At 50.3% G+C, this 24,007-nt stretch carries 21 protein-coding genes and 3 tRNA genes; 12 read left to right on the top strand and 12 right to left on the bottom strand.

Annotated features, from left to right (window positions below):
* Window positions 1–51: 51 nt before the first annotated feature.
* Together HMPREF2865_RS08480 and pgmB are read left to right on the top strand one after the other, a co-directional pair.
* A complete protein-coding gene (locus HMPREF2865_RS08480) occupies window positions 52–2,310 on the top strand; it encodes a glycoside hydrolase family 65 protein (RefSeq protein ID WP_070646727.1) in 2,259 nt (752 codons plus the stop codon).
* A gap of 12 nt (window positions 2,311–2,322) precedes the next feature.
* Entirely contained in the window at window positions 2,323–2,988 is a 666-nt protein-coding gene (pgmB, locus tag HMPREF2865_RS08475; RefSeq protein ID WP_070646726.1) for a beta-phosphoglucomutase, read from the top strand.
* Between the two features lie 70 nt (window positions 2,989–3,058).
* Here the strand turns inward: pgmB and murI are convergent, their stop codons facing one another.
* Together murI and HMPREF2865_RS08465 are read right to left on the bottom strand one after the other, a co-directional pair.
* Window positions 3,059–3,868, bottom strand: coding sequence for a glutamate racemase (gene murI / locus HMPREF2865_RS08470; RefSeq protein WP_049331752.1), 810 nt, complete (start codon window positions 3,866–3,868; stop codon window positions 3,059–3,061).
* Window positions 3,869–3,929: 61 nt separating this feature from the next.
* Window positions 3,930–5,159 (bottom strand): multidrug effflux MFS transporter, encoded by a 1,230-nt coding sequence (locus tag HMPREF2865_RS08465; protein ID WP_070461994.1) that lies wholly within the window; start codon window positions 5,157–5,159, stop codon window positions 3,930–3,932.
* 241 nt (window positions 5,160–5,400) lie between these two features.
* Here HMPREF2865_RS08465 and HMPREF2865_RS08460 point away from each other — a divergent pair, with 241 nt between their 5' ends.
* Window positions 5,401–6,930, top strand: a complete 1,530-nt coding sequence (locus tag HMPREF2865_RS08460) for a helicase HerA-like domain-containing protein (RefSeq protein WP_070646725.1) — start codon at window positions 5,401–5,403, stop codon at window positions 6,928–6,930.
* Between the two features lie 69 nt (window positions 6,931–6,999).
* Here the strand turns inward: HMPREF2865_RS08460 and HMPREF2865_RS08455 are convergent, their stop codons facing one another.
* The 3 genes from HMPREF2865_RS08455 to HMPREF2865_RS08445 all read right to left on the bottom strand — a co-directional run bounded on the left by HMPREF2865_RS08455 (window position 7,000) and on the right by HMPREF2865_RS08445 (window position 9,890).
* Window positions 7,000–8,355 (bottom strand): PFL family protein, encoded by a 1,356-nt coding sequence (locus tag HMPREF2865_RS08455; protein ID WP_070646724.1) that lies wholly within the window; start codon window positions 8,353–8,355, stop codon window positions 7,000–7,002.
* A gap of 15 nt (window positions 8,356–8,370) precedes the next feature.
* Entirely contained in the window at window positions 8,371–8,643 is a 273-nt protein-coding gene (locus HMPREF2865_RS08450; protein ID WP_003680574.1) for an ACT domain-containing protein, read from the bottom strand.
* A gap of 107 nt (window positions 8,644–8,750) precedes the next feature.
* Window positions 8,751–9,890, bottom strand: coding sequence for a polyamine ABC transporter substrate-binding protein (locus HMPREF2865_RS08445; RefSeq protein WP_070646723.1), 1,140 nt, complete (start codon window positions 9,888–9,890; stop codon window positions 8,751–8,753).
* A gap of 328 nt (window positions 9,891–10,218) precedes the next feature.
* Between HMPREF2865_RS08445 and HMPREF2865_RS08435 the strand changes: the two genes are divergently transcribed.
* Together HMPREF2865_RS08435 and parE are read left to right on the top strand one after the other, a co-directional pair.
* Window positions 10,219–10,755, top strand: a complete 537-nt coding sequence (locus tag HMPREF2865_RS08435; protein ID WP_070583356.1) for an RNA pyrophosphohydrolase — start codon at window positions 10,219–10,221, stop codon at window positions 10,753–10,755.
* 68 nt (window positions 10,756–10,823) lie between these two features.
* Window positions 10,824–12,809: a DNA topoisomerase IV subunit B gene (parE, locus tag HMPREF2865_RS08430; RefSeq protein ID WP_070646722.1), complete on the top strand. Its 1,986-nt coding sequence runs from the start codon at window positions 10,824–10,826 to the stop codon at window positions 12,807–12,809.
* Window positions 12,810–12,998: 189 nt separating this feature from the next.
* On the opposite strand, the gene HMPREF2865_RS08425 is transcribed toward parE, so the two are convergent.
* From HMPREF2865_RS08425 to HMPREF2865_RS08410, 4 genes are all read right to left on the bottom strand, one after another.
* Window positions 12,999–13,075 (bottom strand) — tRNA-Asp (locus HMPREF2865_RS08425).
* A 33-nt stretch (window positions 13,076–13,108) separates the two neighbouring features.
* A tRNA-Val gene (locus tag HMPREF2865_RS08420) sits at window positions 13,109–13,184 on the bottom strand.
* A 125-nt stretch (window positions 13,185–13,309) separates the two neighbouring features.
* A complete protein-coding gene (ribA, locus tag HMPREF2865_RS08415) occupies window positions 13,310–13,903 on the bottom strand; it encodes a GTP cyclohydrolase II (RefSeq protein ID WP_063068903.1) in 594 nt (197 codons plus the stop codon).
* Window positions 13,896–14,561: a hypothetical protein gene (locus HMPREF2865_RS08410; protein WP_070646721.1), complete on the bottom strand. Its 666-nt coding sequence runs from the start codon at window positions 14,559–14,561 to the stop codon at window positions 13,896–13,898. The genes ribA and HMPREF2865_RS08410 overlap by 8 nt, the downstream gene beginning before the upstream one ends.
* A gap of 161 nt (window positions 14,562–14,722) precedes the next feature.
* Here HMPREF2865_RS08410 and HMPREF2865_RS08405 point away from each other — a divergent pair.
* From HMPREF2865_RS08405 to HMPREF2865_RS08385, 5 genes are all read left to right on the top strand, one after another.
* A tRNA-Leu gene (locus HMPREF2865_RS08405) sits at window positions 14,723–14,807 on the top strand.
* A 163-nt stretch (window positions 14,808–14,970) separates the two neighbouring features.
* Window positions 14,971–16,311, top strand: coding sequence for a DUF2868 domain-containing protein (locus HMPREF2865_RS08400; RefSeq protein WP_070646720.1), 1,341 nt, complete (start codon window positions 14,971–14,973; stop codon window positions 16,309–16,311).
* 266 nt (window positions 16,312–16,577) lie between these two features.
* Window positions 16,578–16,832, top strand: coding sequence for a hypothetical protein (locus HMPREF2865_RS08395; RefSeq protein WP_070646719.1), 255 nt, complete (start codon window positions 16,578–16,580; stop codon window positions 16,830–16,832).
* Between the two features lie 80 nt (window positions 16,833–16,912).
* Window positions 16,913–17,206, top strand: a complete 294-nt coding sequence (locus HMPREF2865_RS08390; RefSeq protein ID WP_070583845.1) for a hypothetical protein — start codon at window positions 16,913–16,915, stop codon at window positions 17,204–17,206.
* A 39-nt stretch (window positions 17,207–17,245) separates the two neighbouring features.
* Window positions 17,246–17,521, top strand: a complete 276-nt coding sequence (locus HMPREF2865_RS08385) for a hypothetical protein (RefSeq protein WP_070646718.1) — start codon at window positions 17,246–17,248, stop codon at window positions 17,519–17,521.
* Window positions 17,522–17,694: 173 nt separating this feature from the next.
* Here HMPREF2865_RS08385 and dnaK read toward each other — a convergent pair whose 3' ends face one another.
* Window positions 17,695–19,626, bottom strand: a complete 1,932-nt coding sequence (gene dnaK, locus HMPREF2865_RS08380; protein WP_070646717.1) for a molecular chaperone DnaK — start codon at window positions 19,624–19,626, stop codon at window positions 17,695–17,697.
* 305 nt (window positions 19,627–19,931) lie between these two features.
* The gene (gene grpE / locus HMPREF2865_RS08375) at window positions 19,932–20,492 is read right to left on the bottom strand and encodes a nucleotide exchange factor GrpE (RefSeq protein WP_003747507.1); all 561 of its coding nucleotides are present in this window, start codon (window positions 20,490–20,492) and stop codon (window positions 19,932–19,934) included.
* A gap of 150 nt (window positions 20,493–20,642) precedes the next feature.
* Between grpE and cysE the strand changes: the two genes are divergently transcribed.
* Window positions 20,643–21,461 carry a serine O-acetyltransferase gene (cysE, locus tag HMPREF2865_RS08370; RefSeq protein ID WP_070646716.1) on the top strand — a complete coding sequence of 273 codons (819 nt, stop codon included), beginning with the start codon at window positions 20,643–20,645 and terminating at the stop codon, window positions 21,459–21,461.
* Window positions 21,462–21,535: 74 nt separating this feature from the next.
* On the opposite strand, the gene HMPREF2865_RS08365 is transcribed toward cysE, so the two are convergent.
* A complete protein-coding gene (locus HMPREF2865_RS08365) occupies window positions 21,536–22,126 on the bottom strand; it encodes a phosphatase domain-containing putative toxin (protein WP_070646715.1) in 591 nt (196 codons plus the stop codon).
* A gap of 125 nt (window positions 22,127–22,251) precedes the next feature.
* Between HMPREF2865_RS08365 and mnmC the strand changes: the two genes are divergently transcribed.
* Window positions 22,252–23,862 (top strand): FAD-dependent 5-carboxymethylaminomethyl-2-thiouridine(34) oxidoreductase MnmC1, encoded by a 1,611-nt coding sequence (gene mnmC, locus HMPREF2865_RS08360; protein WP_070646714.1) that lies wholly within the window; start codon window positions 22,252–22,254, stop codon window positions 23,860–23,862.
* Window positions 23,863–24,007 lie beyond the last annotated feature (145 nt).

Below are 24,007 nucleotides of genomic sequence, written 5' to 3'. Positions count from 1 at the left end.
CCGTCTGAAACCTTTGCCGAACTTACAATTTTAATAACAGGAGCTTCATAAATGTATACAAGAATCATGGAAATCAGCCCTTGGACGCTGCGTTCGGCAAAACTGGAAAAAGAACACAAACGGCTGCAAGAGAGCCTGACCAGCTTGGGCAACGGCTATATGGGCATGCGCGGCAACTTTGAAGAAACCTACTCCGCCGACAGCCATTTGGGCACCTACATCGCCGGCGTGTGGTTCCCCGACAAAACCCGCGTCGGCTGGTGGAAAAACGGCTATCCAAAATATTTCGGCAAAGCCATCAACGCGCTTAATTTCAGCAAAGTCAAAATCTTTGTCGACGGGCAGGAAGTGGACTTGGCGAAAAACGACGTTGCCGACTTCTCCATCGAACTCGATATGCAGCACGGCGTGTTGCGCCGCTCGTTCACCGTATTCGGCGTGCGTTTCGATGTGTGCAAATTCCTGTCCGTTGCACAAAAAGAACTGGCGCTCATCCGCTGGGAAGCCGTATCCGTTGACGGCAAAACCCACCAAGTCCGCATCGATTCCATTATCGACGCCGACGTGAAAAACGAAGACTCCAACTATGAAGAAAAATTCTGGCAGGTATTGGACAAAGGCGTTTCAGACGGCCTCTCCTACATTGCCACCCAAACCGTCGCTAATCCCTTCGGCGTGGAACAATTCATCGTCAACGCCGAGCAAACCTTCGCCGGCAGCTTCAAAGCCCTTGGCGGCAGCCAAACCGACTGGCAGGTCTCCAATTCTTTTGAAGCTAAAGTCGGCAGCACGCCCGAAACCTTTGAAAAACGCGTGATTGTTACTACCAGCCGCGATTATCAGGGCTTGGAAGCAGTGAAAGCCGCAGGTCGCGCCTTGTCGGAAAAAATCGCAGGCGTTGCATTTGAAACCTTGCTGGACGCACACAAAGCAGGCTGGCTGCACCGTTGGGAAATCGCCGACGTGGTCATCGAAGGCAGCGACGAAGCGCAACAAGGCATCCGCTTCAACCTGTTCCAACTGTTCTCCACCTACTACGGCGAAGACGCGCGCCTGAATATCGGCCCCAAAGGTTTTACCGGCGAAAAATACGGCGGCGCGACCTATTGGGACACCGAAGCCTACGCCGTGCCGCTCTACCTCGCACTAGCGGAACCCGAAGTTACCCGCAACCTGCTGCAATACCGCCGCAACCAACTGCCGCAGGCGCAACACAACGCGCGCGAACAAGGCTTGGCAGGCGCACTCTATCCGATGGTGACGTTTACGGGCATCGAGTGCCACAACGAATGGGAAATCACCTTCGAGGAAATCCACCGCAACGGCGCGATTCCTTACGCCATCTACAACTACACCAACTACACCGGCGACGAAAGCTATCTTGCCAAAGAAGGCTTGGAAGTCTTGGTCGAAGTGTCCCGCTTCTGGGCGGACCGCGTCCACTTTTCCAAACGCAACGGCAAATACATGATTCACGGCGTAACCGGCCCGAACGAATACGAAAACAACATCAACAACAACTGGTACACCAACACCCTCGCTGCATGGGTATTGGATTACACCCACGAAGCCTTGGCGAAATACCCGCGTCCGGATTTGAACGTGAGTGCCGCCGAGCTGGAAAAATGGGCGGACATCAGCGCGAATATGTACCGTCCGCATGACGAAGAACTCGGCGTATTCGTCCAACACGACGGCTTCCTCGACAAAGACATCCGCCCCGTGTCCGCGCTTTCGCCCGACGATTTGCCGCTCAACCAGAAATGGTCGTGGGACAAAATCCTGCGTTCGCCCTTCATCAAACAGGCGGACGTATTGCAAGGCATCTACTTCTTCGGCGACCGTTTCAATATCGACGAAAAACGCCGCAACTTCGACTTCTACGAACCGATGACCGTTCATGAAAGCTCGTTGTCTCCATGTATCCACTCCATCCTCGCCGCCGAACTGGGCAAAGAAGAAAAAGCCGTGGAAATGTACCAGCGCACTGCCCGCCTGGACTTGGACAACTACAACAACGACACCGAAGACGGCCTGCACATTACTTCTATGACCGGCTCGTGGCTCGCCATCGTCCAAGGTTTCGCCCAAATGAAAACTTGGGGCGGCAAACTCAGCTTCGCACCGTTCCTGCCGAGCGCATGGACAGGCTACGCCTTCCATATCAACTACCGCGGCCGTCTGATTAAAGTCGCCGTCGGCAAAGAAAACGTCGTCTTCACCCTGCTCAAAGGCGAGCCGCTCGATTTGCAGGTGTACGGCAAAGACATCACACTCAACGGCAGCCACACTGTCGCATTGGAAAAATAAGGAGGGCGCAAAATGACTTTTACCGCAGTGCTCTTTGACCTCGACGGCGTCATCACCGACACCGCCGAATACCACTACCACGCATGGAAAAAGCTCGCCGAAGAACTGGGCATCAGCATCGACCGCAAGTTTAACGAGCAGCTCAAAGGCGTATCGCGCGACGATTCGCTCAAACGCATCCTCGCGCACGGCGACAAAACCGTCAGCGAAGCCGAGTTCGCCGAACTGACCCGCCGCAAAAACGACAACTACGTCGAGATGATTCAGGCAGTCAAACCTGAAGACGTATACCCCGGCATTTTGCCCCTACTGGAAGCATTGAAAGCAAACGGCAAAAAAATCGCCCTCGCGTCCGCCAGTAAAAACGGCCCGTTCCTGCTCGAACGCATGGGGCTGACCCACTTCTTCGACGCCATTGCCGACCCTGCCGCCGTCGCGCATTCCAAACCCGCCCCCGACATCTTCCTCGCCGCAGCTGAGGGTGTGGGCGCAGACATCCGCCAATGCATCGGCATTGAAGACGCCGCCGCAGGTGTCGCCGCCATCAAAGCCGCCGGCGCCTTGCCCATCGGCGTGGGCAAAGCCGAAGACTTGGGCTGCGACATCGCACTGGTGTCCAGCACCACCGAGCTGACCTACGCCTACCTGCAAAGCGTGTGGGAACAGTCAGACAGATAAAATATTAAAGAAGTAAAAAGGCCGTCTGAAAACCTGAATCAGGTTTTCAGACGGCCTTTAATATTTCCAATCAACCCAATGTAACCATCTCAATCTGCTCCATACTCCTACCCAAGAAGCGTTCGCCGATGGTGCGGAAACGCAGTGGGATATCGCTGACGTAGAAACGATAATCCGGATTGTCGTTTTCTGTATTCAGCAAACCTGCTTGCGCCAAGGCTTTGGCGGTGGCTTCGGCGGTGGTGATGGCGGAATCGACCAAGGTAACGTTTTGTGCTTCGCGGCCAATAAGCGGTTTGAGCAATGGGAAGTGGGTACAACCCAACACCAGCGTGTCGATGTCGTCGGCCAAGAGTGGCTTCAGATATTCGCGCACGGTCAGGCGGGTGACTTCGTGATCGAGCCAGCCCTCTTCTACCAATGGCACAAGCAGGGGCGCGGCTTGTGTGCGCACCAGCGTGTCGTTGTTTTTTGAATGGATGGCGCGTGCGTAGGCATTACTGTTGACGGTGGTATTGGTCGCGATAATGCCGATTCGGTTGTTTTTGGTGGTTTGCAAAGCGGCTTCCGCACCTGCGGAGATGACGTCCAATACGGGCATATTGCCTGCTTTTTGGCGGATTTTCTGTCCGGCAACGGCGGCGATGGTGTTACACGCGATGACGAGTGCTTTGACATCGTTTTCCAGCAGGAAATCGACAATCTGCATGGCGAAGGTTTCGATGGTGGCCCGGGATTTGGTGCCGTAGGGAACGCGTGCAGTATCGCCGAAATAGATGATGTTTTCCATCGGCAGGCGTTCCATCAGGGCGCGGACGTTGGTCAAGCCGCCGACGCCAGAATCGAATACGCCGATGGGGCGTTGTTTGCTGGTACTCATGGTTAATTTCTTCAATATAGTGTTGAGGCCGTCTGAAACCGTTTTTCAGACGGCCTGAAGGTTAAACATATTCTTTTTTATCGTTTTCCATCCAAGCCTGATGCGAGCAAACCCACAACAGCACGATACCGCATACGGTCGAACTCAACATCATACCGGCCATCACCAAGGCGGAACCATTATGTAGCCAAGTCGTTGCCATGCCGACCGATGCGCCGATAAGGGATTGGAACACGCCTAAAACGGCATTTGCGCTGCCGCCCTCTGCGCTGAAATAGCTCATAAAGCAGGCTTGAGTGTTCGCTCCGACCAAGCCTTGCGTACCAACTGAAAACATCACGCATGGCACTAAAGCCCACAAAGGCGGCAAAGACAGCGACAACACCAAAACCGTCATCAGCAGATTGGCGGAAAATTGGACGATAATGCCCCATTTGAGGATGTTTTGCGGATGCGTACCGGTTTTCAAACGCCATGCGGTAACGCGGTTAAAAGACATCATGGTAATGATATTGAGCGCAAATATCCAAGCATATTGGTTTGGTGAAACATGATACAGATTTTGGTACACGAACGACGATTCGGTCAAAAAGGCAAACATCGAACCAAAACTGAAAGCTTGGAAAAACAGATAGCCCATCGCGGCGCGCGTTCTCAAAACACGTTTAAACCTGCCTGCCACCACGCCGAACACGTCCATGCTGATTTTGCCTTTTTGGTGCGGCTTGGGCAGGAAATACCACATCAAACCCCAAAGCAGCAGCGAATAGCAGGCCAGAAAGCCGAAAATCATGCGCCAGCCGCCCAAATTCTGCAAGCCTGCACCAATCATCGGCGCCATCAATGGCACAATCATCAGAATGATGCCGATTAAGGCAAACATCTGCGCGGCTTTGCGTCCGGAATAATAATCGCGCACCATCGCGCCGGAAATCACCACGGTCATCCCCGCGCCAAACGCCTGCAAGGCACGCAAGTTCAACAGCTGCTCGACATTATTCACCATCGTCAAACCGATAACGGCGGCAAAGTAAATGCTCAAGCCCACCAAGGCGACAGGTTTGCGGCCTTTAATATCCGAAATCGAACCGCCGACCACCTGACCAAACGCCACGCCAAACATAAAAAAGCTCAGGCTTTGCTCGATGCGGTGGATGTCCGAACCCAGCGACTTTGCCATTTCGGGAATCGCAGGCAGATAGGCATCGACAGAAAACGGCATCAGCGCGACCAACATCGCCATCAGCACGGCCATGGTTTTTTCGCCCAAAGGGGCTTGTTGTGCAGTCATTCCGACTTTCGCTTTCGTAAAAAATATTCAAAAAACAAAGAAAACAACCGCCTTGTCAGACGGTTGCGGATTGGATGGAATTATAGCAGATTTCAACCTTGTCCAATCACTGCAAAAAAACCTTTGCAAAACTTAAGGCCGTCTGAAACTTTGCTTGGTTGAATCCCCTCGCCGCAAACGTTAAAATGCTTGTTTTTTAAGACAACAAATTGTTTCACATCACGGATTCTAAGGAATAATCATGACTACATTTCAAATTGCGCGTGCCGACGGGAAAACGCTCGAAATCCAAGGCAAAATGGCCAACCGCCACGGCTTGATCGCCGGTGCAACCGGTACGGGTAAAACCGTTACCCTGCGCCGCATGGCGGAAGCCTTCAGCAGCAAAGGCGTTCCCGTATTTTTGGTCGATGTCAAAGGCGATTTGTCGGGCATCGCGCAAGCCGGTGCCAACAGCGGCAAAGTAGGCGAACGCATCGCCGAGTTTGATTTGGGCGAACAATGGCTGCAAAATTTCCCCGTGCGCTTTTGGGATGTTTACGGCGAAACCGGTATTCCCGTACGCGTAACCGTTTCAGAAATGGGCCCTATGCTTTTGGCCCGCCTGATGAATCTGAACGACACGCAAGAAGGCCTGCTCAACCTCGTGTTCAAAGTTGCCGATGACAGAGGCTGGCACATTCTGGACTTGAAAGACCTGCGCAGCATGCTGAAACACGTTTCCGACCACGCTTCGGAATACCGCACGCAATACGGCAACGTTTCTGCCGCCAGTATCGGCGCGATTCAACGCCAACTGCTGACTTTGGAAAACGAAGGCGCAGAAAAATTCTTCGGCGAGCCTTCCCTCAACCTGCAAGACTGGATGCAGACCGACAACGGCAAAGGCATCATCAACATCCTTAACTCCGAAAAACTGATGCGCTCGCCGCGTATGTACAGCGCGTTTTTGCTGTGGATGTTGGCGGAATTGTTTGAAACCCTGCCCGAAGTCGGCGATTTGGACAAACCGAAATTCGTGATGTTCTTCGACGAAGCGCATTTGATGTTCGACAACGCCGCCAATGCGCTGGTAGAGCAGGTTGAGCAAGTCGTGCGCCTGATTCGTTCCAAAGGCGTGGGCGTGTATTTCGTGACCCAAAACCCGCTCGATTTGCCCGACACCATCCTCGGACAGCTCGGCAACCGCGTGCAACACGCCCTGCGCGCCTTTACACCGCGCGACCAAAAAGCAGTCAAAGCCGCTGCCGAAACCTTCCGCAGCAACCCCAACATCAAAGTCGCCGAAGCGATTGCCGAACTCGGCGTCGGCGAAGCCCTCGTTTCCTTCCTTGATGAAAAAGGTATGCCCGAGCCGGTAGAGCGCGCCCTTATTCTGCCGCCGCAATCTTCCTTAACCCCGCTTGCCGCAGAAGAGCGCAACCGCTTGTTCCAAAACGATGATTTGTATCCAACCTATAAAGACATAGTGGACAACTACTCCGCTTTTGAAGCATTGGCCGAAGCAGACAGCCAGGCTGCCGCTGAAAAAGAAGCCGCAAATGCCGCCAAAGAGCAGGAAAAAGCACAAAAAGCTGCAGAAAAAGAGGCTGCCAATGCCGATCCCGGCATCCTTGGCGGACTGATCGGCGGTTTGAGCGGCGGACGCAAAAAATCCGGCCAAGGTTTGGGCTACAACGTTGCCGACGCCATCGGCAGCCAAATCAACCGCCAAGTAACCAACGCCATTTCACGCAGCGTAATGGGCATTATCAAAAATATGTTCAAATAATCAGCCTGCAAATATAAAAGGCCGTCTGAAAATCAATTTCAGACGGCCTTTTTTTATTTATCAATCCAATCAGTTTTTCATCGATTGAACCGGAGCCGGGATTCTACCGCCTCGGTTGACAAACACTTCGCATGAGCCTTCTTTGACCGGCATTACAGGCGCGTAGCCCAGCAGGCCGCCGAACTCGACGCTGTCGCCGACGGTTTTGCCGGTTACCGGAATAATGCGCACGGCAGTGGTTTTGCTGTTGATCATGCCGATGGCAGCTTCGTCGGCGATGATGCCGGAAATGGTATGAGCAGGCGTGTCGCCGGGGATGGCAATCATGTCCAAACCAACGGAGCAGACGGCGGTCATAGCTTCGAGTTTATCCAGTGTCAGCACTCCGGCTTCGGCTGCGGCAATCATGCCCTCGTCTTCCGAAACAGGGATAAACGCGCCACTCAAACCGCCGACCGCGCTGGAAGCCATCATGCCGCCTTTTTTCACAGCATCATTCAGCAAGGCCAAAGCCGCCGTCGTGCCGTGCGTACCGCAGACGCTCAAACCCATTTCTTCAAGAATGCGCGCCACCGAGTCGCCGACGGCAGGGGTTGGTGCCAACGATAAATCAAGAATACCAAACGGAATATTCAACATTTTTGAGGCTTCGCGGCCGATAAGTTCGCCCACGCGGGTAATTTTGAAAGCAGTTTTCTTCACTACTTCCGCAACTTCGGTCAATGTCGTTGCATCTGAATTTTCCAACGCGGCTTTTACGACACCCGGGCCGGAAACGCCGACATTGATAACGGCATCCGCTTCGCCCGAACCGTGAAACGCGCCCGCCATAAACGGGTTATCTTCCACTGCATTACAGAACACGACGATTTTGGCGCAACCGAAACCTTCGGGCGTGATTTCAGCCGTGCGTTTGATGGTTTCGCCTGCCAGCTTGACCGCATCCATATTGATACCGGCACGCGTGCTGCCGATATTGATGGAGCTACACACGATATCAGTAGTCTTCATCGCTTCGGGAATGGAACGGATCAGCACTTCGTCCGAAGGCGACATGCCTTTTTGCACCAACGCGGAAAAGCCGCCGATAAAGGACACGCCTATCGCTTTGGCAGCCTTATCCAAAGTTTGCGCCACGCTGACATAGGAATCGGCATGGGTGGCCGCGGCGATTTGGGCAATCGGTGTGACGGAAATACGCTGATTCACAATCGGTACGCCGTATTTGGCAGACAGATATTTTGCCGTCGCCACCAAGTCTTTGCCAACAGTGGTGATTTTATTGTAAATGTTTTGGTTCAACACATTGATATCGCTGCTGATGCAGTCGTGCAAATCAATGCCGATGGTAATGGTGCGCACGTCAAAATTCTGGTCGGCCACCATTTTGACGGTTTCTAAAATCTCGCCGGATTGAATACTCATGGCTCTCCCTCCGACTTAAATACGGTGCATGGCTTGGAAAATTTCTTCGTTTTGCATACGGATATCAAGCGCGAGTTTTTTGCTCTCTTCCGCAAACAAATCCAAAACCTCTTGACGCGATTTGGTGCATTTTGAAGTGTCCACCAAAATAATCATGGTAAAAAAATCATCCATCAGCTGTTGGCTGATGTTGAGAATATTGATTTGGTTTTCCGCTAAAATTTTGGAAACGTCGTACACAATGCCCACACGGTCTTTACCGATGACGGTGATGACTGAATTGTTCATAACGCTGTTTCTCCTTATAGTATATTTGAAAAGTGTTGACAATTATAACACTCAGGCCGTCTGAAAAACTGTTTCAGACGGCCTGAGTATTCAAATTTCAATTTTGATTATCGCCCTGCTTTCAAAGCCTGCCACAGGCGAACGCTGAGTTTGCTCGCATCGGTTGACTTAGGGGAGACAATGAAGCTTTTTTCCATCAATTCTTTACTTGGGAAAATCGATTCGTCAGAAGTGTATTTTTCATCCATCAAATCACGCGCCGGACGACTGGCCGGAGCATAAGTCACATAGTTGCCGTTTTTGGCCGCTGTTTCCGGATTGAGCGTGTGATTGATGTATTTGTGTGCATTAGCCACATTTTGCGCATCACGCGGAATCATCAGCGAATCCACCCAAATACCGACGCCGCTTTTCGGCGCCAATACTTCGACTTCGACGCCGTTTCCGGCTTCTTTGGCACGGGTTTTGGCAATATTGAGGTCGCCGCCATAGCCTACCGATACGCAAAGATTACCGGCCGCCATATCATCGATATAGCCCGACGAGGTAAAGCGTTTGATGTCGGGACGCACTTTTTTCATCATATCGACTGCGGCTTTGATGTCGTCAGGGTTTTCGCTATTCGGATCTTTGCCCAAATAATGCAAAGCCAAAGGAATTTGCTCGATGGCGCTGTCGAAATAGCTGATGCCGCAGGATTTCAATTTTTGGGTGTATTCAGGGTTAAACACCAAATCCCATTCGTTTTCAGGCAACTTATCCGTACCCAACGCCTTTTGAACCTGCTGCTTGTTAATCGCCAGCGTATTGATGCCCCAGAAATAAGGGACGGCATATTCGTTGCCCGGATCGACGGTTTCCATCATTTTCAACAAATCGGGATCGATATTGGCGTAATCGGGAATTTGCGATTTGTCGATTTTTTGATACGCGCCGGCTTTAATCTGGCGGCCGACATTGGCAATAGACGGCGCAACCAGGTCATAACCCGACTTGCCGGTCAGCAGCTTGGCTTCCAGCGCTTCGTTGCTGTCGTAGTAATCGTAGCGGACGTTGATATGCGTATTTTTTTCAAACGCAGACAGCGTGGCCGGATCGACATAATCCGACCAGTTATAGATATTGAGTTTATCAGTTTGGGAAGAAGAAGTTTGAGATGCGGAAGATTCTGCGGCGGTTTCTTTTCCACCGCTACACGCAGTCAAGACGAGGCTCACAATTGCCGCCGCCATCAAAGATTTTTTCATGGTTTCAGACCTTTTGTTCGGGGGGTAAAAATATTGCAGCGGTGGCAGATGCCACTTACAAAAGGGAAACTGTGGGGGCGGCCGGCATGTGTCCTTTGCCCTTGATTCAGCAAGGTTTGCATTAAACGGCAAAAAGCTTTTGAATGCAAGACCTTAAAGCAGAAAAAAATTTCATTTTTCAGACGGCCTGAAGCTATGGTTTTATTCATAAACAACATTTTTTCAGAAACGGTTTCATGCCGTCTGGAAAAAACTGTGGGCTTATTCAGACGACCTCAAGATTTGTCAAAACCGCCCAATTTGTGGGAAAATTGCACGATTGAATTTAATGAAGGGCGACACCGTGTTAGACAGAGAAGGCTATCGCCCCAATGTCGGTATTATCCTGATTAACGAACGTAACGAAGTCTTTTGGGGCAAACGCGTACGCGAACATTCATGGCAATTTCCGCAAGGCGGCATCAAGCCGGGCGAAAGCCCTGAGACCGCCATGTACCGCGAGTTGTACGAAGAAGTCGGCCTGCTGCCGCAACATGTCAAAATCGTTGGCCGTACACGCGACTGGTTGCGTTATGACGTGCCCAGCCACTGGGTGCGGCGCGAATGGCGCGGTTCGTATCGCGGACAAAAACAGATTTGGTATCTTTTGCGTTTGGTCGGCCGCGACAGCGACGTCAACCTCCGCGCCTGCCACCATCCTGAATTCGACGGCTGGCGTTGGCACCAATACTGGGCGCCGGTTGACGAAGTCATCGACTTCAAGCGCGGCGTGTATTTGGACGCATTGACCGAACTCTCCCGTTTCTTGCGCGGCATAGAAAGCTATGAAGACTTTATCCGTCGCAATCCAATAGAAAACCTATAACCCAAACGCTTTCAGGCCGTCTGAAAGCGTTGTTTTTCATCCTTTCAGACGGCCTTTACATCATTCCTATGGCTAAAAACAATCAATACAGCGAATCCAGCATTACCGTCCTCAAAGGCTTGGAGCCGGTCAAAGAACGTCCCGGTATGTACACCCGTACCGACAGCCCGACCCATATCTGTCAGGAAGTGATTGATAACGCGGCGGACGAGGCGTTGGGCGGTTTCGCGACTGCAATCGACGTGCAAATTCATGAAGACGGTTCGCTTTCCGTACGCGACAACGGTCGCGGTATTCCCGTCGGCCTGCACCCTGAAGAAGGCGTACCTGTAGTCGAACTCGTGTTCACCCGTCTGCACGCAGGCGGCAAGTTCAATAAAAAAGACGGCGGCAGCGCGTATGCCTTTTCAGGCGGTCTGCACGGCGTCGGCGTATCTGTTACCAACGCCCTTTCCACCCGCCTTGAAGTAACGGTCAAACGCGAAGGCAAAGTCCACCGCATCATCTTTTCGGGTGGCGACGTCATTGAGCCATTGACTGAAGTGGGCAAATGCGCCGTCAAAGACAGTGGTACCGAAGTGCGCGTATGGCCGGATGGCAAATATTTTGAAAGCCCAAATTACAGCATTCCCGAACTCGAACGCCTGCTGCGCGCCAAAGCCGTACTGCTGCCGGGCGTACGCGTTTCCCTGACCCGTCCTGTCAAAGGCGAAGACGAAGCACACACCCAAACTTGGCACTATCCAGACGGCCTGAAAAGCTATCTGACCGACCTCATTGCCGATGCGCAGGAAGCCGTGCCTATCTTCTCCTGCGAAAACTACATTTCAGACGGCCACAACGGCGATTTCAGCATTGGCGAGGGCGCCGCGTTTGCCCTGACTTGGCTGGAAGAAGGCTCATGCGCCAACGAAAGCTATGTCAACCTGATTCCTACCCCTCTGGGCGGCACGCACGAAGCAGGCTTGAAACAAGCCGTGTTCAACGCAGTCAACAACTTCATCAATCTGCACAATCTCTTGCCGCGAGGCGTGAAAGTGCAAAGCGACGACGTGTTCAGCAAAACCGCCTTCGTCCTCTCCGCCCGTGTTCTCGACCCTCAGTTCCAAGGTCAAACCAAAGACAAACTGACCAACCGCGATGCACTGAAACTCGTTGCCACCGTATCGGGCGACCCTTTGGAATTGTGGCTGAACCAAAACGTGGACTACGGCAAAAAAATTGCCGAACTCGCCATCCGTCAGGCACAAGCACGGATGCGTTCGGTTAAAAAAATCGAAAAGAAAAAAGGCAGCGGCGTCGCTGTCCTGCCCGGCAAGCTAACCGACTGCGAAAGCGAAGACATCCGCGAAAACGAACTCTTCCTCGTCGAAGGTGATTCCGCCGGCGGCTCAGCCAAACTTGCCCGCGATAAAGCCACACAGGCCATCCTGCCCCTGCGCGGCAAAGTGCTCAACAGCTTCGAAGTCCACCCCGATCAGCTCTTCGGCAACGCCGAAATCCATGATATTTCCGTTGCCATCGGCGTTGATCCGCATGGCATCAACGACAATCCCGATTTAAGCGGCCTGCGCTACGGCAAAATCGCCATCTTATCCGATGCCGACGTGGACGGCTCGCATATTCAAGTTTTGCTGTTGACCCTGTTCTACCGCCACTTCCCGAAACTGGTCGCCGACGGACACATCTACGTCGCCCAACCGCCGCTGTTCCGCGTCGATGTCAACGCACAAGGCAAAAGCAAACCCGCCCGCAAATTCTACGCCCTCGACCAAAACGAACTCGACAGCATTTTGGAGCGACTACAAAAAGAAGGCGTTAAAGAAACTGCTTATTCCATCAGCCGGTTCAAAGGCTTGGGCGAGATGAACCCCGATCAGCTCAAAGACACCACCATGCACCCCGACACCCGCCGTCTGTTGCAGGTACAAATCCCAGAAGGTGCAGATGACGAAACACGCGACATCTTCGTTAAACTGATGGGCAAAGGCGAAGCCGCCGCCCGCCGCGCATGGATGGAAAAAGAAGGCGATACGGCAGAATTGGATATTTAATCCATTGTTTTAATAGACTAAAGGCCGTCTGAAACTTTAAAAGTTTCAGACGGCCTTTTTTCAATCATCAGAAATTAAGATTAAACAGTATTTCAATATCCTGTTACTTACCTGTTTCTATTTTTGCAGCTGAATTGTGTGTTTAAGACAAATAAAAAAGCACTGATATTATCAGTGCTTTTTAAATAATGGCGCGGCGGACGGGGCTCGAACCCGCGACCCCCGGCGTGACAGGCCGGTACTCTAACCAACTGAGCTACCACCGCGCATTCACTGTCAAAGACAATGAAAAAGAAACTTGGTGGGTGATGACGGAGTCGAACCGCCGACATTCTGCTTGTAAGGCAGACGCTCTACCAACTGAGCTAATCACCCGATAAGCCGACATTAAATCAAAAAATCAGGCTACGCGCAAGGTTTTTATTTAAATAAAAATATATCCCATTGAAAGAATATAGAATATTTTATTTAACCGCAAAAATTACCGTTATGCCCATCTATCAATCAAAAATCAAATGCCCCAATTTATCCGCTTTAGTATGCAGATAACGTTCATTTTCCACATTTTCGCCGACATGTAATGCAATCCGTTCGACCACATTGATGCCGGAATCTTTCAACGTTTGGATTTTTTCAGGATTATTGGTCAACAACTTGACTTCACGAATATGCAGATAATCATAAATCTGCTTGGCCAAAGTGAAGTCGCGCGCATCAACAGGAAGGCCGAGCGCTACATTGGCCTCAACCGTATCCAAACCTTGATCTTGCAGACGATAAGCACGGATTTTGTTTATCAAACCAATGCCCCTGCCTTCTTGGCGCAAATATACGATAACGCCACGCCCTTCTTTCTGAACAGCCTGCATCGCCGCTTGAAGCTGAGGGCCGCAATCACATTTCACCGAAAATAAAGCATCGCCGGTCAAGCACTCGGAATGAATACGCGACAACACAGGCAGGCCGTCTGAAACATCGCCCATCGTCAATGCGACATGTTCCTGACCGCCCTCTTCTTCAAAGCCGTGCATGGTAAACTCGCCCCATTCCGTAGGCAAACGGCATGACGCAACAAACTTCAAGGCGTTACTCATTTTCCGCTTCCTCTTTTTCAGCCACGCCCAACAGATTTTTCAAAGAATCCGACAGAGCCAAGGCAAGGGCAATCCAAGCCACCAATACTTCATCAGGCGCACCGTCTTTGACATCAAACTCGGCATGTACCACACCCAAAACCGCACCGCTGGGCATACAGACAGGAACAGAAATCTGACTCAAACCGGGATGATTGCGTTCGTCCGACAATTCACCAATTTCCTGCCAATACGCCACATTCTGACAAACATTCATCCAGCCGCTTTGCGCCGTACGCACAGCCAAAAAAGCCTGTCCGGACTGCTCGTCGATTGGAATCACATTTTCCAACGGCACGCCCCAACGGCTCAGTCGAACCAGAGACAACGCGCCATCTTTCGGAAACGCTGTATAAACCGCTGCGCTTTTCAAATGCTCGGTGCGCTCGGCAACCGAATCCAAAGCCATAAAAATCTGTTTCAGCAACCATTCATGTTCGGCATCAACATAATCCGCCAACTGCCAACCGTCTTCAGACGGCCACAAAATCGAACGCTCAACCGAAGCATTGCCCATTTTAATCACAGCCTGGGTAGTCAAATAAGCAACATGTATCTCATCCGCAGGCAACTTCAAACCTTGCGTCTGCAAAAAATCTTTAATCAATAAAGCAGGCATCTGCCCTTCCTCACCAATAGTAAAGTTGAGGCCGTCTGAAAACAAACCCTGCTTTCAGACGGCCGGAATAAACCATTATATAAGGGATAAACCGAAAAATTCAAGCAAACAAGACTTTGCGCCCCCATTAATCTTGTGTATAATCCACGGTTCAAATTAGTGCGGACGTGGCGAAATTGGTAGACGCACCAGATTTAGGTTCTGGCGCCGCGAGGTGTGAGAGTTCGAGTCTCTCCGTCCGCACCACACTCAAAATGAGCAGCTTTCGGGCTGCTTTTTTTACATCTATTCCACTATATACCCTATTCAAAATCAAAACTGCTTTTAATTTTTTGACCTTTGCAAAAAAGGGGTTTATTTGTGGGTATAACAGACGTTTCCATTTTATCTTTCAGACGGCCTATCATTTATGTTGAATCCATCGCAAAAACTTGTCGAATTGGTCCGTATCCTTGAAGAACGTGCCTATATTTTTCCGGGAGATCCTGTGCAGGCGACGGAAGCGTTGCGACATATTGATGGCGGCAATGAGGAAAAACTGATACGCCGCGCTCAAATTATTGACCGCGACCAGCATTTGAAATATGTGTTGCAACAGGTGGAGACAGGCTCGTTTTGGCTTTGGATTGTTGCAGCGACATTGTTGTTTACGGTCGGTTTTTCCAGCACTTATCTTTTAATGGATAATCAGGGGCTGAACTTTTTTCTGGTATTGGCCGGGATTTTGGGCATGAATACAGTCATGCTGCTGGTGTGGCTGGCGACTTTATTCCTGCGTTTGAAAAATATGCACTTTATCAGCAGTCCGACAACTTGGTTCCGAGGTAAAGACCCGGTCAATCAGGCAATTTTGCGGCTTTATGTGGATGAATGGCGCAAACCGCAAACGCGTTGGCTGATTGGTGCAACTTCACACGGCCTGTGGCTTTGCACGCTGTCGGGAATGTTGGTTTCTGTTTTGCTGCTGCTTTTGGTGCGTCAATATACGTTCAACTGGGAAAGTACGCTTTTAAGCAATACGGCATTGGTGAAAACGGTTGAGGCTTTGTCATGGTTGCCGGAACATTTGGGCTTTCCTGTTCCCGACAGTCAGGCCGTAATTGCAGGCCGTCTAAACAATCATATCGAAGATGCACACGCTTGGGCAGGCTTACTCATCGGCAGCATTATCTGCTATGGCATTCTGCCGCGCTTGCTTGCTTGGCTGGCTTGCAAGATTACTTTAAAAACCCTGCGCGAATGTTTGGATTTGAATCAGCCCTACTATCAAAACATCCTTCGCACATGGCAAACGAAGATTGTTGATGCCGATGATTTTCAGGAAAACATCGTTCCCGTTTCATCTAAAATTACGCTGAATAATGCGCCTAAATGGGCTGTTACACTGGAAACGGAATGGCCTGATCCGCTTTGGTTTTCCGGCGTTTTGGCGCAAGAATGGATAGACAAAGGCGTGGCCGCCGGCAGAAAAGATTTGGAACAATTGGAAGCCGAATTGAAACAAACTCCGGCGCAACTTCTCATCGGCGTACGCACGCAAACTGTTCCCGATCGCGGCATTTTGCGTCAAATCAGCCGCTTGGCTGAAGCTACGGACGGCGGCGTTATCATTCAACTTTTGAATCAAGACAGTTTCTCTGAAGATTTGGATACCAAACTGGATTATTGGCGCGATGCGCTGGCAGAAAGAAACATTGCCTGGCTGGAACCGACCCGTTTGGCACAAGAAAAACGGCAAAGCGCTATTTGACAGATAAACCGAAGGCCGTCTGAAAAGTTTTCAGACGACCTTTTATCGCAACTTGGAAGCTTGTTTTTAATATTGTCTTGCTGTCTTGATGATATAACCAATTTAAATTTAATCATTTCTTGACTATCCGTTATGTTTTCATTTTTTAATATAACTTAAAAAATAATTTCAAAAAAAACTACTACATACTTGCACTGTCAATACAACAGCAAACGGATGAAAACGCTTGCTATTTTTCACCCCATTTTTCATTTTGGAGTGCTAATATGCAAACACTAAACATGGATGATTTACAACAAGTTTCCGGCGGTTTTAATTTCAGTCGAAGCGCGGTTTCAGGAGCCGGCCGCTGGGTTGGTGCCGGAGCAGGTGCTTTTGCCGGCGGCTTTACCGGAATGGCGTTAGGCGCGATTGCGGGACCGGGCGGTATGGCTGCCGGTGGTGCTATCGGAGCCAACGTAGGTAGAGTTTTAGGAGGCAGATTAGGTTCGTTTGTCGCCAGAAGATCGTTTGGCTATTAAATCATTGCCGATCAAACTCCGTATCCCGAAAATATTTACGGGATACGGATTCTTTATCAACAATACTGAAGGATAACGGCATGAAAAATTTTTGGGAAAATTATAAGAAAAACTTGCAGTTGCTCGCAACTTTTGCCAAAAAATATTGGAAGGTCCTACTGGTCATCAGCTTCGCTGTAAACTTTATTGTCATCGGGGTGAACACTATCTTGAGTCTCTATGTGATCAATCCGAAATATTTTTTAGGGGAAGAATATTTCCTTTCAGAAATTATCGAAAGCCTCGTCGCAGTAAGCTTGATGATATGGACATTCCTGAAATATATTCAGTACAAACAGAAAGATGCTTCTTCGAAAGATTCTTCTTCAAATTAAATACGGAACAATCCCAAACTTTATAAGAAGGATAAGGGCATGAAAAATTTTTGGGAAAATTATAAGAAAAACCTGAAGTTGCTCGCAAGTTTCAGCAAACAATACTGGAAGGCATTGCTGATTATGTGCTTTGCGGCCAGCTTTACTGTTTTCCTTGCGAACTTGATTTTAAGCCTTATCATCAATCCGAAGTATTTCTTTGGAGTAGACCGTTTTCTTCCCGACTGGGTCGAAGTGTTAATTATGTGTACCCTGGTTGAACTGATGTTCTTGAAATACATAAAATCCAAAAAGAAAAAATCGCTTCCAGAATAGGTACAAACAGATTAGCCCAACCTTGTCTTTTCAATGGGTTATATCTTTTTCCTGTCTGTCAAGATTTCTAAAACCAAGGTCGTCTGAAAAGCTTTCAGATGACCTTTTACTATGAATAATTCAAATAAAAAGCGCGAACCTTTCGATTCGCGCTTTTTTTCAGACGGCATCAATTATTTTTTGTCGTCTTTTACTTCTTCAAAGTCGGCATCTACGATGTCGTCGTCTTTCTTAGCGGAAGACGGTTCGGCTTGTGCGCTTTCGCCTGCTTGGGCTTCGGCTTGCGCTTGAGCGTAAACCATTTCACCCAATTTTTGGCTGGCTGCACCCAAAGATTCGGCCTTGGCATCGATAGCAGCTTTGTCGTCGCCTTTAACTGCTTCTTCAGCTTCTTTCAACGCAGCTTCGATTTTTTCTTTCTCGGCAGCGTCAAGTTTGTCGCCGTAGTCAGTCAGAGATTTTTTCACAGAATGAATCAGGGCTTCGGCTTGGTTGCGAGAAGCGACCAATTCAGTCAGCTTTTTATCTTCCTCAGCATTGGCTTCGGCATCTTTCACCATGCGTTCGATTTCTTCTTCGCTCAAACCTGAAGAACCTTGGATGGTAATGTTGGCCGCTTTGCCAGTACCTTTGTCTTTGGCAGAAACGTGCAAGATACCGTTGGCGTCGATGTCGAAAGTAACTTCAATTTGCGGCATACCGCGTGGTGCAGGTGCGATGTCGCCCAAGTTGAACTGACCCAAAGATTTGTTGGCAGAAGCGCGTTCGCGTTCGCCTTGCAGTACGTGGATGGTTACTGCGCTTTGGTTGTCTTCGGCAGTTGAGAACACTTGAGACGCTTTAGTCGGAATAGTAGTGTTCTTTTGAATCAGCTTGGTCATCACACCGCCCATGGTTTCGATACCCAAAGACAGAGGAGTTACGTCCAGCAGCAATACGTCGCTACGGCCGCCGCTCAATACTTCGCCTTGAATCGCTGCACCTACGGCAACGGCTTCGTCAGGGTTCACGTCTTTGCGCGGCTCTTTGCCGAAGAAGTCTCTAACGGCTTCTTGTACTTTCGGCATACGGGACTGACCGCCGACCAAGATCACGTCGTCGATGTCGCTGGTGCTCAAGCCGGCATCTTTCAATGCGATTTTACAAGGCTTAATAGAGCGGGCAATCAGGTCTTCAACCAGGCTTTCTAATTTGGCGCGGGTAATTTTCATTGCCAAGTGTTTCGGGCCGGTTGCGTCCATAGTGATGTATGGCAGGTTGATTTCAGTTTGCTGACCGCTGGACAATTCGATTTTGGCTTTTTCAGCAGCTTCTTTCAGACGTTGCAGAGCCATTACGTCTTGTTTCAAATCAATGCCTTGTTCTTTTTTGAACTCGTCAATGATGTAGTCGATCAAGCGTTGGTCGAAGTCTTCACCGCCCAAGAAGGTATCGCCGTTGGTAGCCAATACTTCGAATTGTTTGTCGCCGTCGAGGTTGGCAATTTCGATGATGGAAATATCGAAAGTACCGCCACCCAAGTCATATACGGCTACTTTGCGGTCTTTGTTGTCGCCTTTGTCCATGCCGAATGCCAAAGCGGCTGCGGTTGGTTCGTTGATGATACGTTTTACTTCCAAACCTGCGATACGGCCTGCGTCTTTAGTCGCTTGACGTTGACTGTCGTTGAAGTAGGCCGGAACGGTAATCACGGCTTCGGTGACTTTCTCGCCCAAGTAAGCTTCAGCGGCTTCTTTCATTTTACGCAAAACTTCTGCGGAAATTTGAGGAGGAGACAGCTCTTTGCCTTGCGCTTTCACCCATGCATCGCCGTTGTTGGCTTTGATGATTTCGAAAGGCATAGATTCGATGTCGCGTTGAACTTCTTTGTCTTCAAATTTGTGGCCGATCAAACGTTTGGCGGCGTAGATAGTGTTTTTAGCGTTGGTTACTGCTTGGCGTTTTGCAGGCGCGCCAACGAGGATTTCGCCGCCGTCCAAATAAGCGATAACGGAAGGAGTGGTGCGTGCACCTTCTGCATTTTCGATCACTTTGGTTTGACCGTTTTCAGAAATGGCCAAACAAGAGTTGGTTGTACCTAAGTCAATACCGATTACTTTTGCCATATTATGTTGCTCCTAATAAATAAACTTTTCTAAATTAATAATCCTGTGGAACATTTCGTTCCGATGGCTTGTAAATAAGGTTGCTTCATTTTTTTTCAAGGCTTAATTTGAATTTTTTTTTAAATTAAATTCAAGTACTTGATTTATTTATCCACAAGCCGTTTATTCTTTTTTCAGACGGCCCGGTTTTCATTTTCCGATTCCGGTTTATCGGAATGATTTTCCAATAGCGGAACATCGGGTTTTGAAACCGGATAAGGCCGTCTGAAGATTTTATGCTTGATAAACTTTATCAAGCGATGCCTTCAATCTTCTTTTTTCGCCACGACAACCATTGCAGGACGCAGCACGCGGTCGGCCAATGTATAGCCTTTTTTCATTACGCTGACGATGGTATTCGGCTCTTGCTCGCTGACGACTGCCTGCATGGCTTGATGTTGGTGCGGATCGAGTTTGTCGCCCGGCTGCGGGTTGATTTCTTTAATGTGTGTGGCATCAAATGCTTTTTGCAGCTCGTTCAAAGTCATTTGCACGCCCATTTTCAGCGCATCGAAATTGCCGCTTTGGTCCAGCAGCGCCATTTCGAGATAATCTTTAACCGGCAACATTTCTGCTGCAAATTTTTGTCCGGCGAATTTATGGGTGTCGGCGATTTCCTGCTGATGGCGGCGGCGCAGGTTTTGCTCGTTTGCCAGACCGCGCAATTCGCTGTCTTTGAGCTGACCTTCCAACTCAGCGACACGCGCCTGAAGTTCTTCGTAAGTCGGTTCGGCTTGTTCGGTTTCAACGGTTTCGGCAGTTTCTACGGCTGCCGCTTCTTCTGCTTCGTGTTGATGTTGTTCGTTATGCTCCGTCATTTCTGACATCCTTTTAGCGTGTTGATATTCGATGTTTCATATATAAGGCCGTCTGAAAAAACTTCAAGCATTTGAATACCGATTATCAAATGCCTTGTTAAAAGACGTTGGAAAACGGTAAGATAGCCATCTGATTTTATTCTTCAGACGGCCTCAAACATGAAAAAAGACCATTTGAATTCAACCGATTTTAATCTGTGGCACACCATCCGCGAAGAAACCGAAGCGGCCGCTGCGGCCGAACCGATGCTGGCGAGTTTCCTGCATCAAACCGTGTTGCGCCACGATTCGCTCGATTCGGTACTTGCCTACCATCTTTCCAGCAAACTCGGCAGCCCGATTATGGACGTGCGCGCACTGTTTGAAATCTATCAGCAGGCTTTGAGCGTGGACACCCGTATCAGCAAATGTGTTGAGGCCGACTTAAAAGCCATTTACGAGCGCGACCCGGCTTGTGATGAATATTCGCTGCCGCTGTTGTATTTCAAAGGTTTCCACTCCGTACAGGCACACCGCATCAACCACTGGCTCTATCAAAACGGCCGTAAAACGCTGGCGTATTTCCTGCAAAACCGCATGTCGGAAGTCTTCGGTGTCGATATCCACCCGGCCGCCCGTTTCGGTCACGGCCTGATGCTCGACCATGCCACCGGTTTTGTGGCCGGCGAAACCGCCGTCTTGGGCAACAATATTTCCATCCTCCACGGCGTAACGCTGGGCGGTTCGGGCAAAGAAAGCGGCGACCGCCACCCGAAAATCGGCAATGGCGTGATGATTGGTGCGAATGCTTCGATTTTGGGCAACATCCGCATCGGCGAAAATGCCAAAATCGGCGCAGGCAGCGTGGTGGTTGCCGACGTACCGTCTTCGATTACCGTTGTCGGCGTACCGGCCAAACCGGTCGGCCGCTCTTCCAAAACTCCGTCTGCCGATATGGATCAAAGCATTCAATTATCGACTACGGATTTTGTGATTTAAGTTATCTGCCATTAAAAATGGCCGTCTGAAAAAACAAATCTTTCAGACGGCCTTTTATGATTTAAATCTTAGTATTAACCGCGTTTGCGCAAGGCTTCCAAGTGCATTTTAACCTGCTTGACTTTCTCTTCGGTAAACAGGTTGGCAATGTTTTTCCAAATGCTGTGATAACCGTAAGGCCCATGTTGCATTTCGGCTTTTGCCTCCTCCACCGACCAGCCTTGATAAATAATGCGGTACATTCCGGCAATCAAACCGGTACGGTCCGCGCCGTGATAACAATGGATAAGCACTGCGCCGTTTTGCTGTTGTTTTTCAATCAGGTATAGGATTTCCGCAATCTCTTTCGGCTTAATGCTCCATGACAGCAACGGACGGTTTAGCAAGGTCAAACCATACGCCTTCAAATGGTCGTCATCGTTGCGGTCGAAAAAGTGCAGGTTGATCACGCTTTGAATGCCCAGCTTGACAATGGCTTCGCCATCTTCGGCAACAGGCTGCTCGCTGCGGTAAAGCTTGTCGTCGATGCGATAAAGGTTGGCATCGTGTTTGACGGGCGTTGCCCAGCGTTCGGACTGAACGGCTTTGCTGCCGTTATCCGGCGGCGCGGACAAACAAGCGATGGGCAAGCCGGAAGCGAGAAGGCACAATAAAAGACGGCGCATAAAATTCCTGTATGAAAATCAATTGGAAATCAAAATATCATGCGATTCTATCAAAACCCGTTCGGATATTCTATCCGCGCAAACCGCGTTACAATAAAGCCTCTTTTTTCAGACGGCCCTTCATCATGACCTGCCTTGCTTGGAACACCACTCCTTCCCTTGCTACCCTTTGCCGCGCGATCGAACAACATACCGCGCCGCTTTATTTGATTGTCTGCCTGCCTGAAAACCATATTCCCGATTTTCCGCTGTCAAATCTTCCCTCCGAGCTTGAAGGCCGTCTGAACAACCGTCTCGCTCAATCCGTGAAATGCCTTCAGTTCAACAGCGTCAATGTTTTAGAAAACCTATTGCCTGATGTGCATCTCTGGCTGGTTCCGCCACACCGCGCCGACCGCTTACACGAACATTTCCATCATATCGAATGGCAAACCGAAGCCGTACCGCAATCTGCGCCTACTCTTCTAAAACCTTGGTTCAGACGGCCTGAACATCAAGCCGCACCCGAACACGTCCTGATTATCGGTGCAGGTATTGCCGGCGCAGCGACCGCGCGCAAACTGGCGGAGCACGGCGTACGCGTTACGGTTTTGGAGGCAAGCAAAGCGGCGCATGCAGGCAGCGGCAACCGCCAAGGCTTGCTCTACGCCAAAATCTCGCCACACGATACCGAACAAACCGAGCTGCTGCTGACAGGCTACGGCTACACGCGCCGATTGTTGGAAGACTTGCTGCCTGATTCCGACGTATGGGGCGGCGACGGCGTATTGCATTTGAATTTTGACGACAGCGAACGCAAACGCAATCAGGCCTTGGGTTTGCAACACCAGCATAAACACCTCTACCGCAGCGTATCTGCCGAAGAGGCTGCGCACATTGCAGGCATAGACGTATTTTCAGACGGCCTTTACTGGCCGCAAGGCGTATGGCTGAATCCGCCTGCCGTCGTGCATGCCTTATTGAATCATCCGCTGATTGAGTTGCACGAACACTCGCCGCTAACTGCCGTATCGCATGACGGCACACAATGGACGGCACACACACCGGACGCACATTTCAACGCCAGCCATATCGTTTACTGCATGGGCGCGCACAGCCCGACTGCTGCCGACACCAATGTCTCCGCCCTGCCTTTCCGCCAAATCCGCGGCCAAACCGGCGTTGTGTCCGCCAGCCCGTTTTCACAAAAACTGCGTTGCGCCATTTCCGGCGAAAGCTACATCAGCCCGAGCTGGCAAGGCCGCCACTGCTACGGCGCGACATTTATCCTCAACAGCAACGATGAAACTTGGTATCCGCACGAAGAAACCGAAAACCGCGCCACCTTGCAACAGCTCAATCCGCCATTGGCACAATCCCTGTTTGATCAAAATTCGTTTTCAGACGGCCTTCACGATACACAAGGCCATGCCGCCCTGCGTTGCGACAGCCTCGACCACTTGCCCGTTGTCGGCGCACTCGGCGACATCGCCGCCATGCAGTCCGCCTACGCCAAGCTGGCATTGGACAAAAACTACCGCCTCGACAAAATCCCCTGCCCTTACCTGCCCAATGCCTACATCAATACGGCACACGGCACGCGCGGACTGGCGACAGCCCCCATCTGCGCCGCCGCCATTGCGGCCGAAATACTCGGTTTGCCGCATCCACTATCGCAAAGGCTGAGAACCGCGCTACACCCCAACCGCGCCATCATCCGCGCGATTGTTCGGCAGCAGCCGTTGTTATCCGTTTAAAGATTTCGTTTTAAATCAAAAAGGCCGTCTGAAAGTCATCAAAACTTTCAGACGGCCTTTAGCTATCCGTTAACTGCTTAGAATTTCCATTCCAGCGATACAGCGTAATTGCGGCCTGGGGCGCGATAGCGGTCTAAGCCTTTGC

Source organism: Neisseria sp. HMSC073G10 (genome assembly GCF_001812605.1).
GTDB lineage: Bacteria > Pseudomonadota > Gammaproteobacteria > Burkholderiales > Neisseriaceae > Neisseria > Neisseria subflava_A.
Note: the sequence above shows the minus strand (reverse complement) of the source record. Positions and strands in the feature narration are given on the sequence as shown.

Excerpts from the sequence above, each read along its gene's own strand:
- HMPREF2865_RS08435 (WP_070583356.1), top strand. The coding sequence starts at position 10,219 with ATGAAGGGCGACACCGTGTTAGACAGAGAAGGCTATCGCCCCAATGTC.
- HMPREF2865_RS08465 (WP_070461994.1), bottom strand. The coding sequence starts at position 5,159 with ATGACTGCACAACAAGCCCCTTTGGGCGAAAAAACCATGGCCGTGCTG.
- HMPREF2865_RS08445 (WP_070646723.1), bottom strand. The coding sequence starts at position 9,890 with ATGAAAAAATCTTTGATGGCGGCGGCAATTGTGAGCCTCGTCTTGACT.
- mnmC (WP_070646714.1), top strand. The coding sequence starts at position 22,252 with ATGACCTGCCTTGCTTGGAACACCACTCCTTCCCTTGCTACCCTTTGC.
- HMPREF2865_RS08455 (WP_070646724.1), bottom strand. The coding sequence starts at position 8,355 with ATGAGTATTCAATCCGGCGAGATTTTAGAAACCGTCAAAATGGTGGCC.
- HMPREF2865_RS08400 (WP_070646720.1), top strand. The coding sequence starts at position 14,971 with ATGTTGAATCCATCGCAAAAACTTGTCGAATTGGTCCGTATCCTTGAA.
- grpE (WP_003747507.1), bottom strand. The coding sequence starts at position 20,492 with ATGTCAGAAATGACGGAGCATAACGAACAACATCAACACGAAGCAGAA.
- pgmB (WP_070646726.1), top strand. The coding sequence starts at position 2,323 with ATGACTTTTACCGCAGTGCTCTTTGACCTCGACGGCGTCATCACCGAC.
- HMPREF2865_RS08390 (WP_070583845.1), top strand. The coding sequence starts at position 16,913 with ATGAAAAATTTTTGGGAAAATTATAAGAAAAACTTGCAGTTGCTCGCA.
- parE (WP_070646722.1), top strand. The coding sequence starts at position 10,824 with ATGGCTAAAAACAATCAATACAGCGAATCCAGCATTACCGTCCTCAAA.
- HMPREF2865_RS08385 (WP_070646718.1), top strand. The coding sequence starts at position 17,246 with ATGAAAAATTTTTGGGAAAATTATAAGAAAAACCTGAAGTTGCTCGCA.
- HMPREF2865_RS08460 (WP_070646725.1), top strand. The coding sequence starts at position 5,401 with ATGACTACATTTCAAATTGCGCGTGCCGACGGGAAAACGCTCGAAATC.
- HMPREF2865_RS08410 (WP_070646721.1), bottom strand. The coding sequence starts at position 14,561 with ATGCCTGCTTTATTGATTAAAGATTTTTTGCAGACGCAAGGTTTGAAG.
- cysE (WP_070646716.1), top strand. The coding sequence starts at position 20,643 with ATGAAAAAAGACCATTTGAATTCAACCGATTTTAATCTGTGGCACACC.
- HMPREF2865_RS08480 (WP_070646727.1), top strand. The coding sequence starts at position 52 with ATGTATACAAGAATCATGGAAATCAGCCCTTGGACGCTGCGTTCGGCA.
- ribA (WP_063068903.1), bottom strand. The coding sequence starts at position 13,903 with ATGAGTAACGCCTTGAAGTTTGTTGCGTCATGCCGTTTGCCTACGGAA.
- HMPREF2865_RS08365 (WP_070646715.1), bottom strand. The coding sequence starts at position 22,126 with ATGCGCCGTCTTTTATTGTGCCTTCTCGCTTCCGGCTTGCCCATCGCT.
- dnaK (WP_070646717.1), bottom strand. The coding sequence starts at position 19,626 with ATGGCAAAAGTAATCGGTATTGACTTAGGTACAACCAACTCTTGTTTG.
- HMPREF2865_RS08395 (WP_070646719.1), top strand. The coding sequence starts at position 16,578 with ATGCAAACACTAAACATGGATGATTTACAACAAGTTTCCGGCGGTTTT.
- HMPREF2865_RS08450 (WP_003680574.1), bottom strand. The coding sequence starts at position 8,643 with ATGAACAATTCAGTCATCACCGTCATCGGTAAAGACCGTGTGGGCATT.
- murI (WP_049331752.1), bottom strand. The coding sequence starts at position 3,868 with ATGAGTACCAGCAAACAACGCCCCATCGGCGTATTCGATTCTGGCGTC.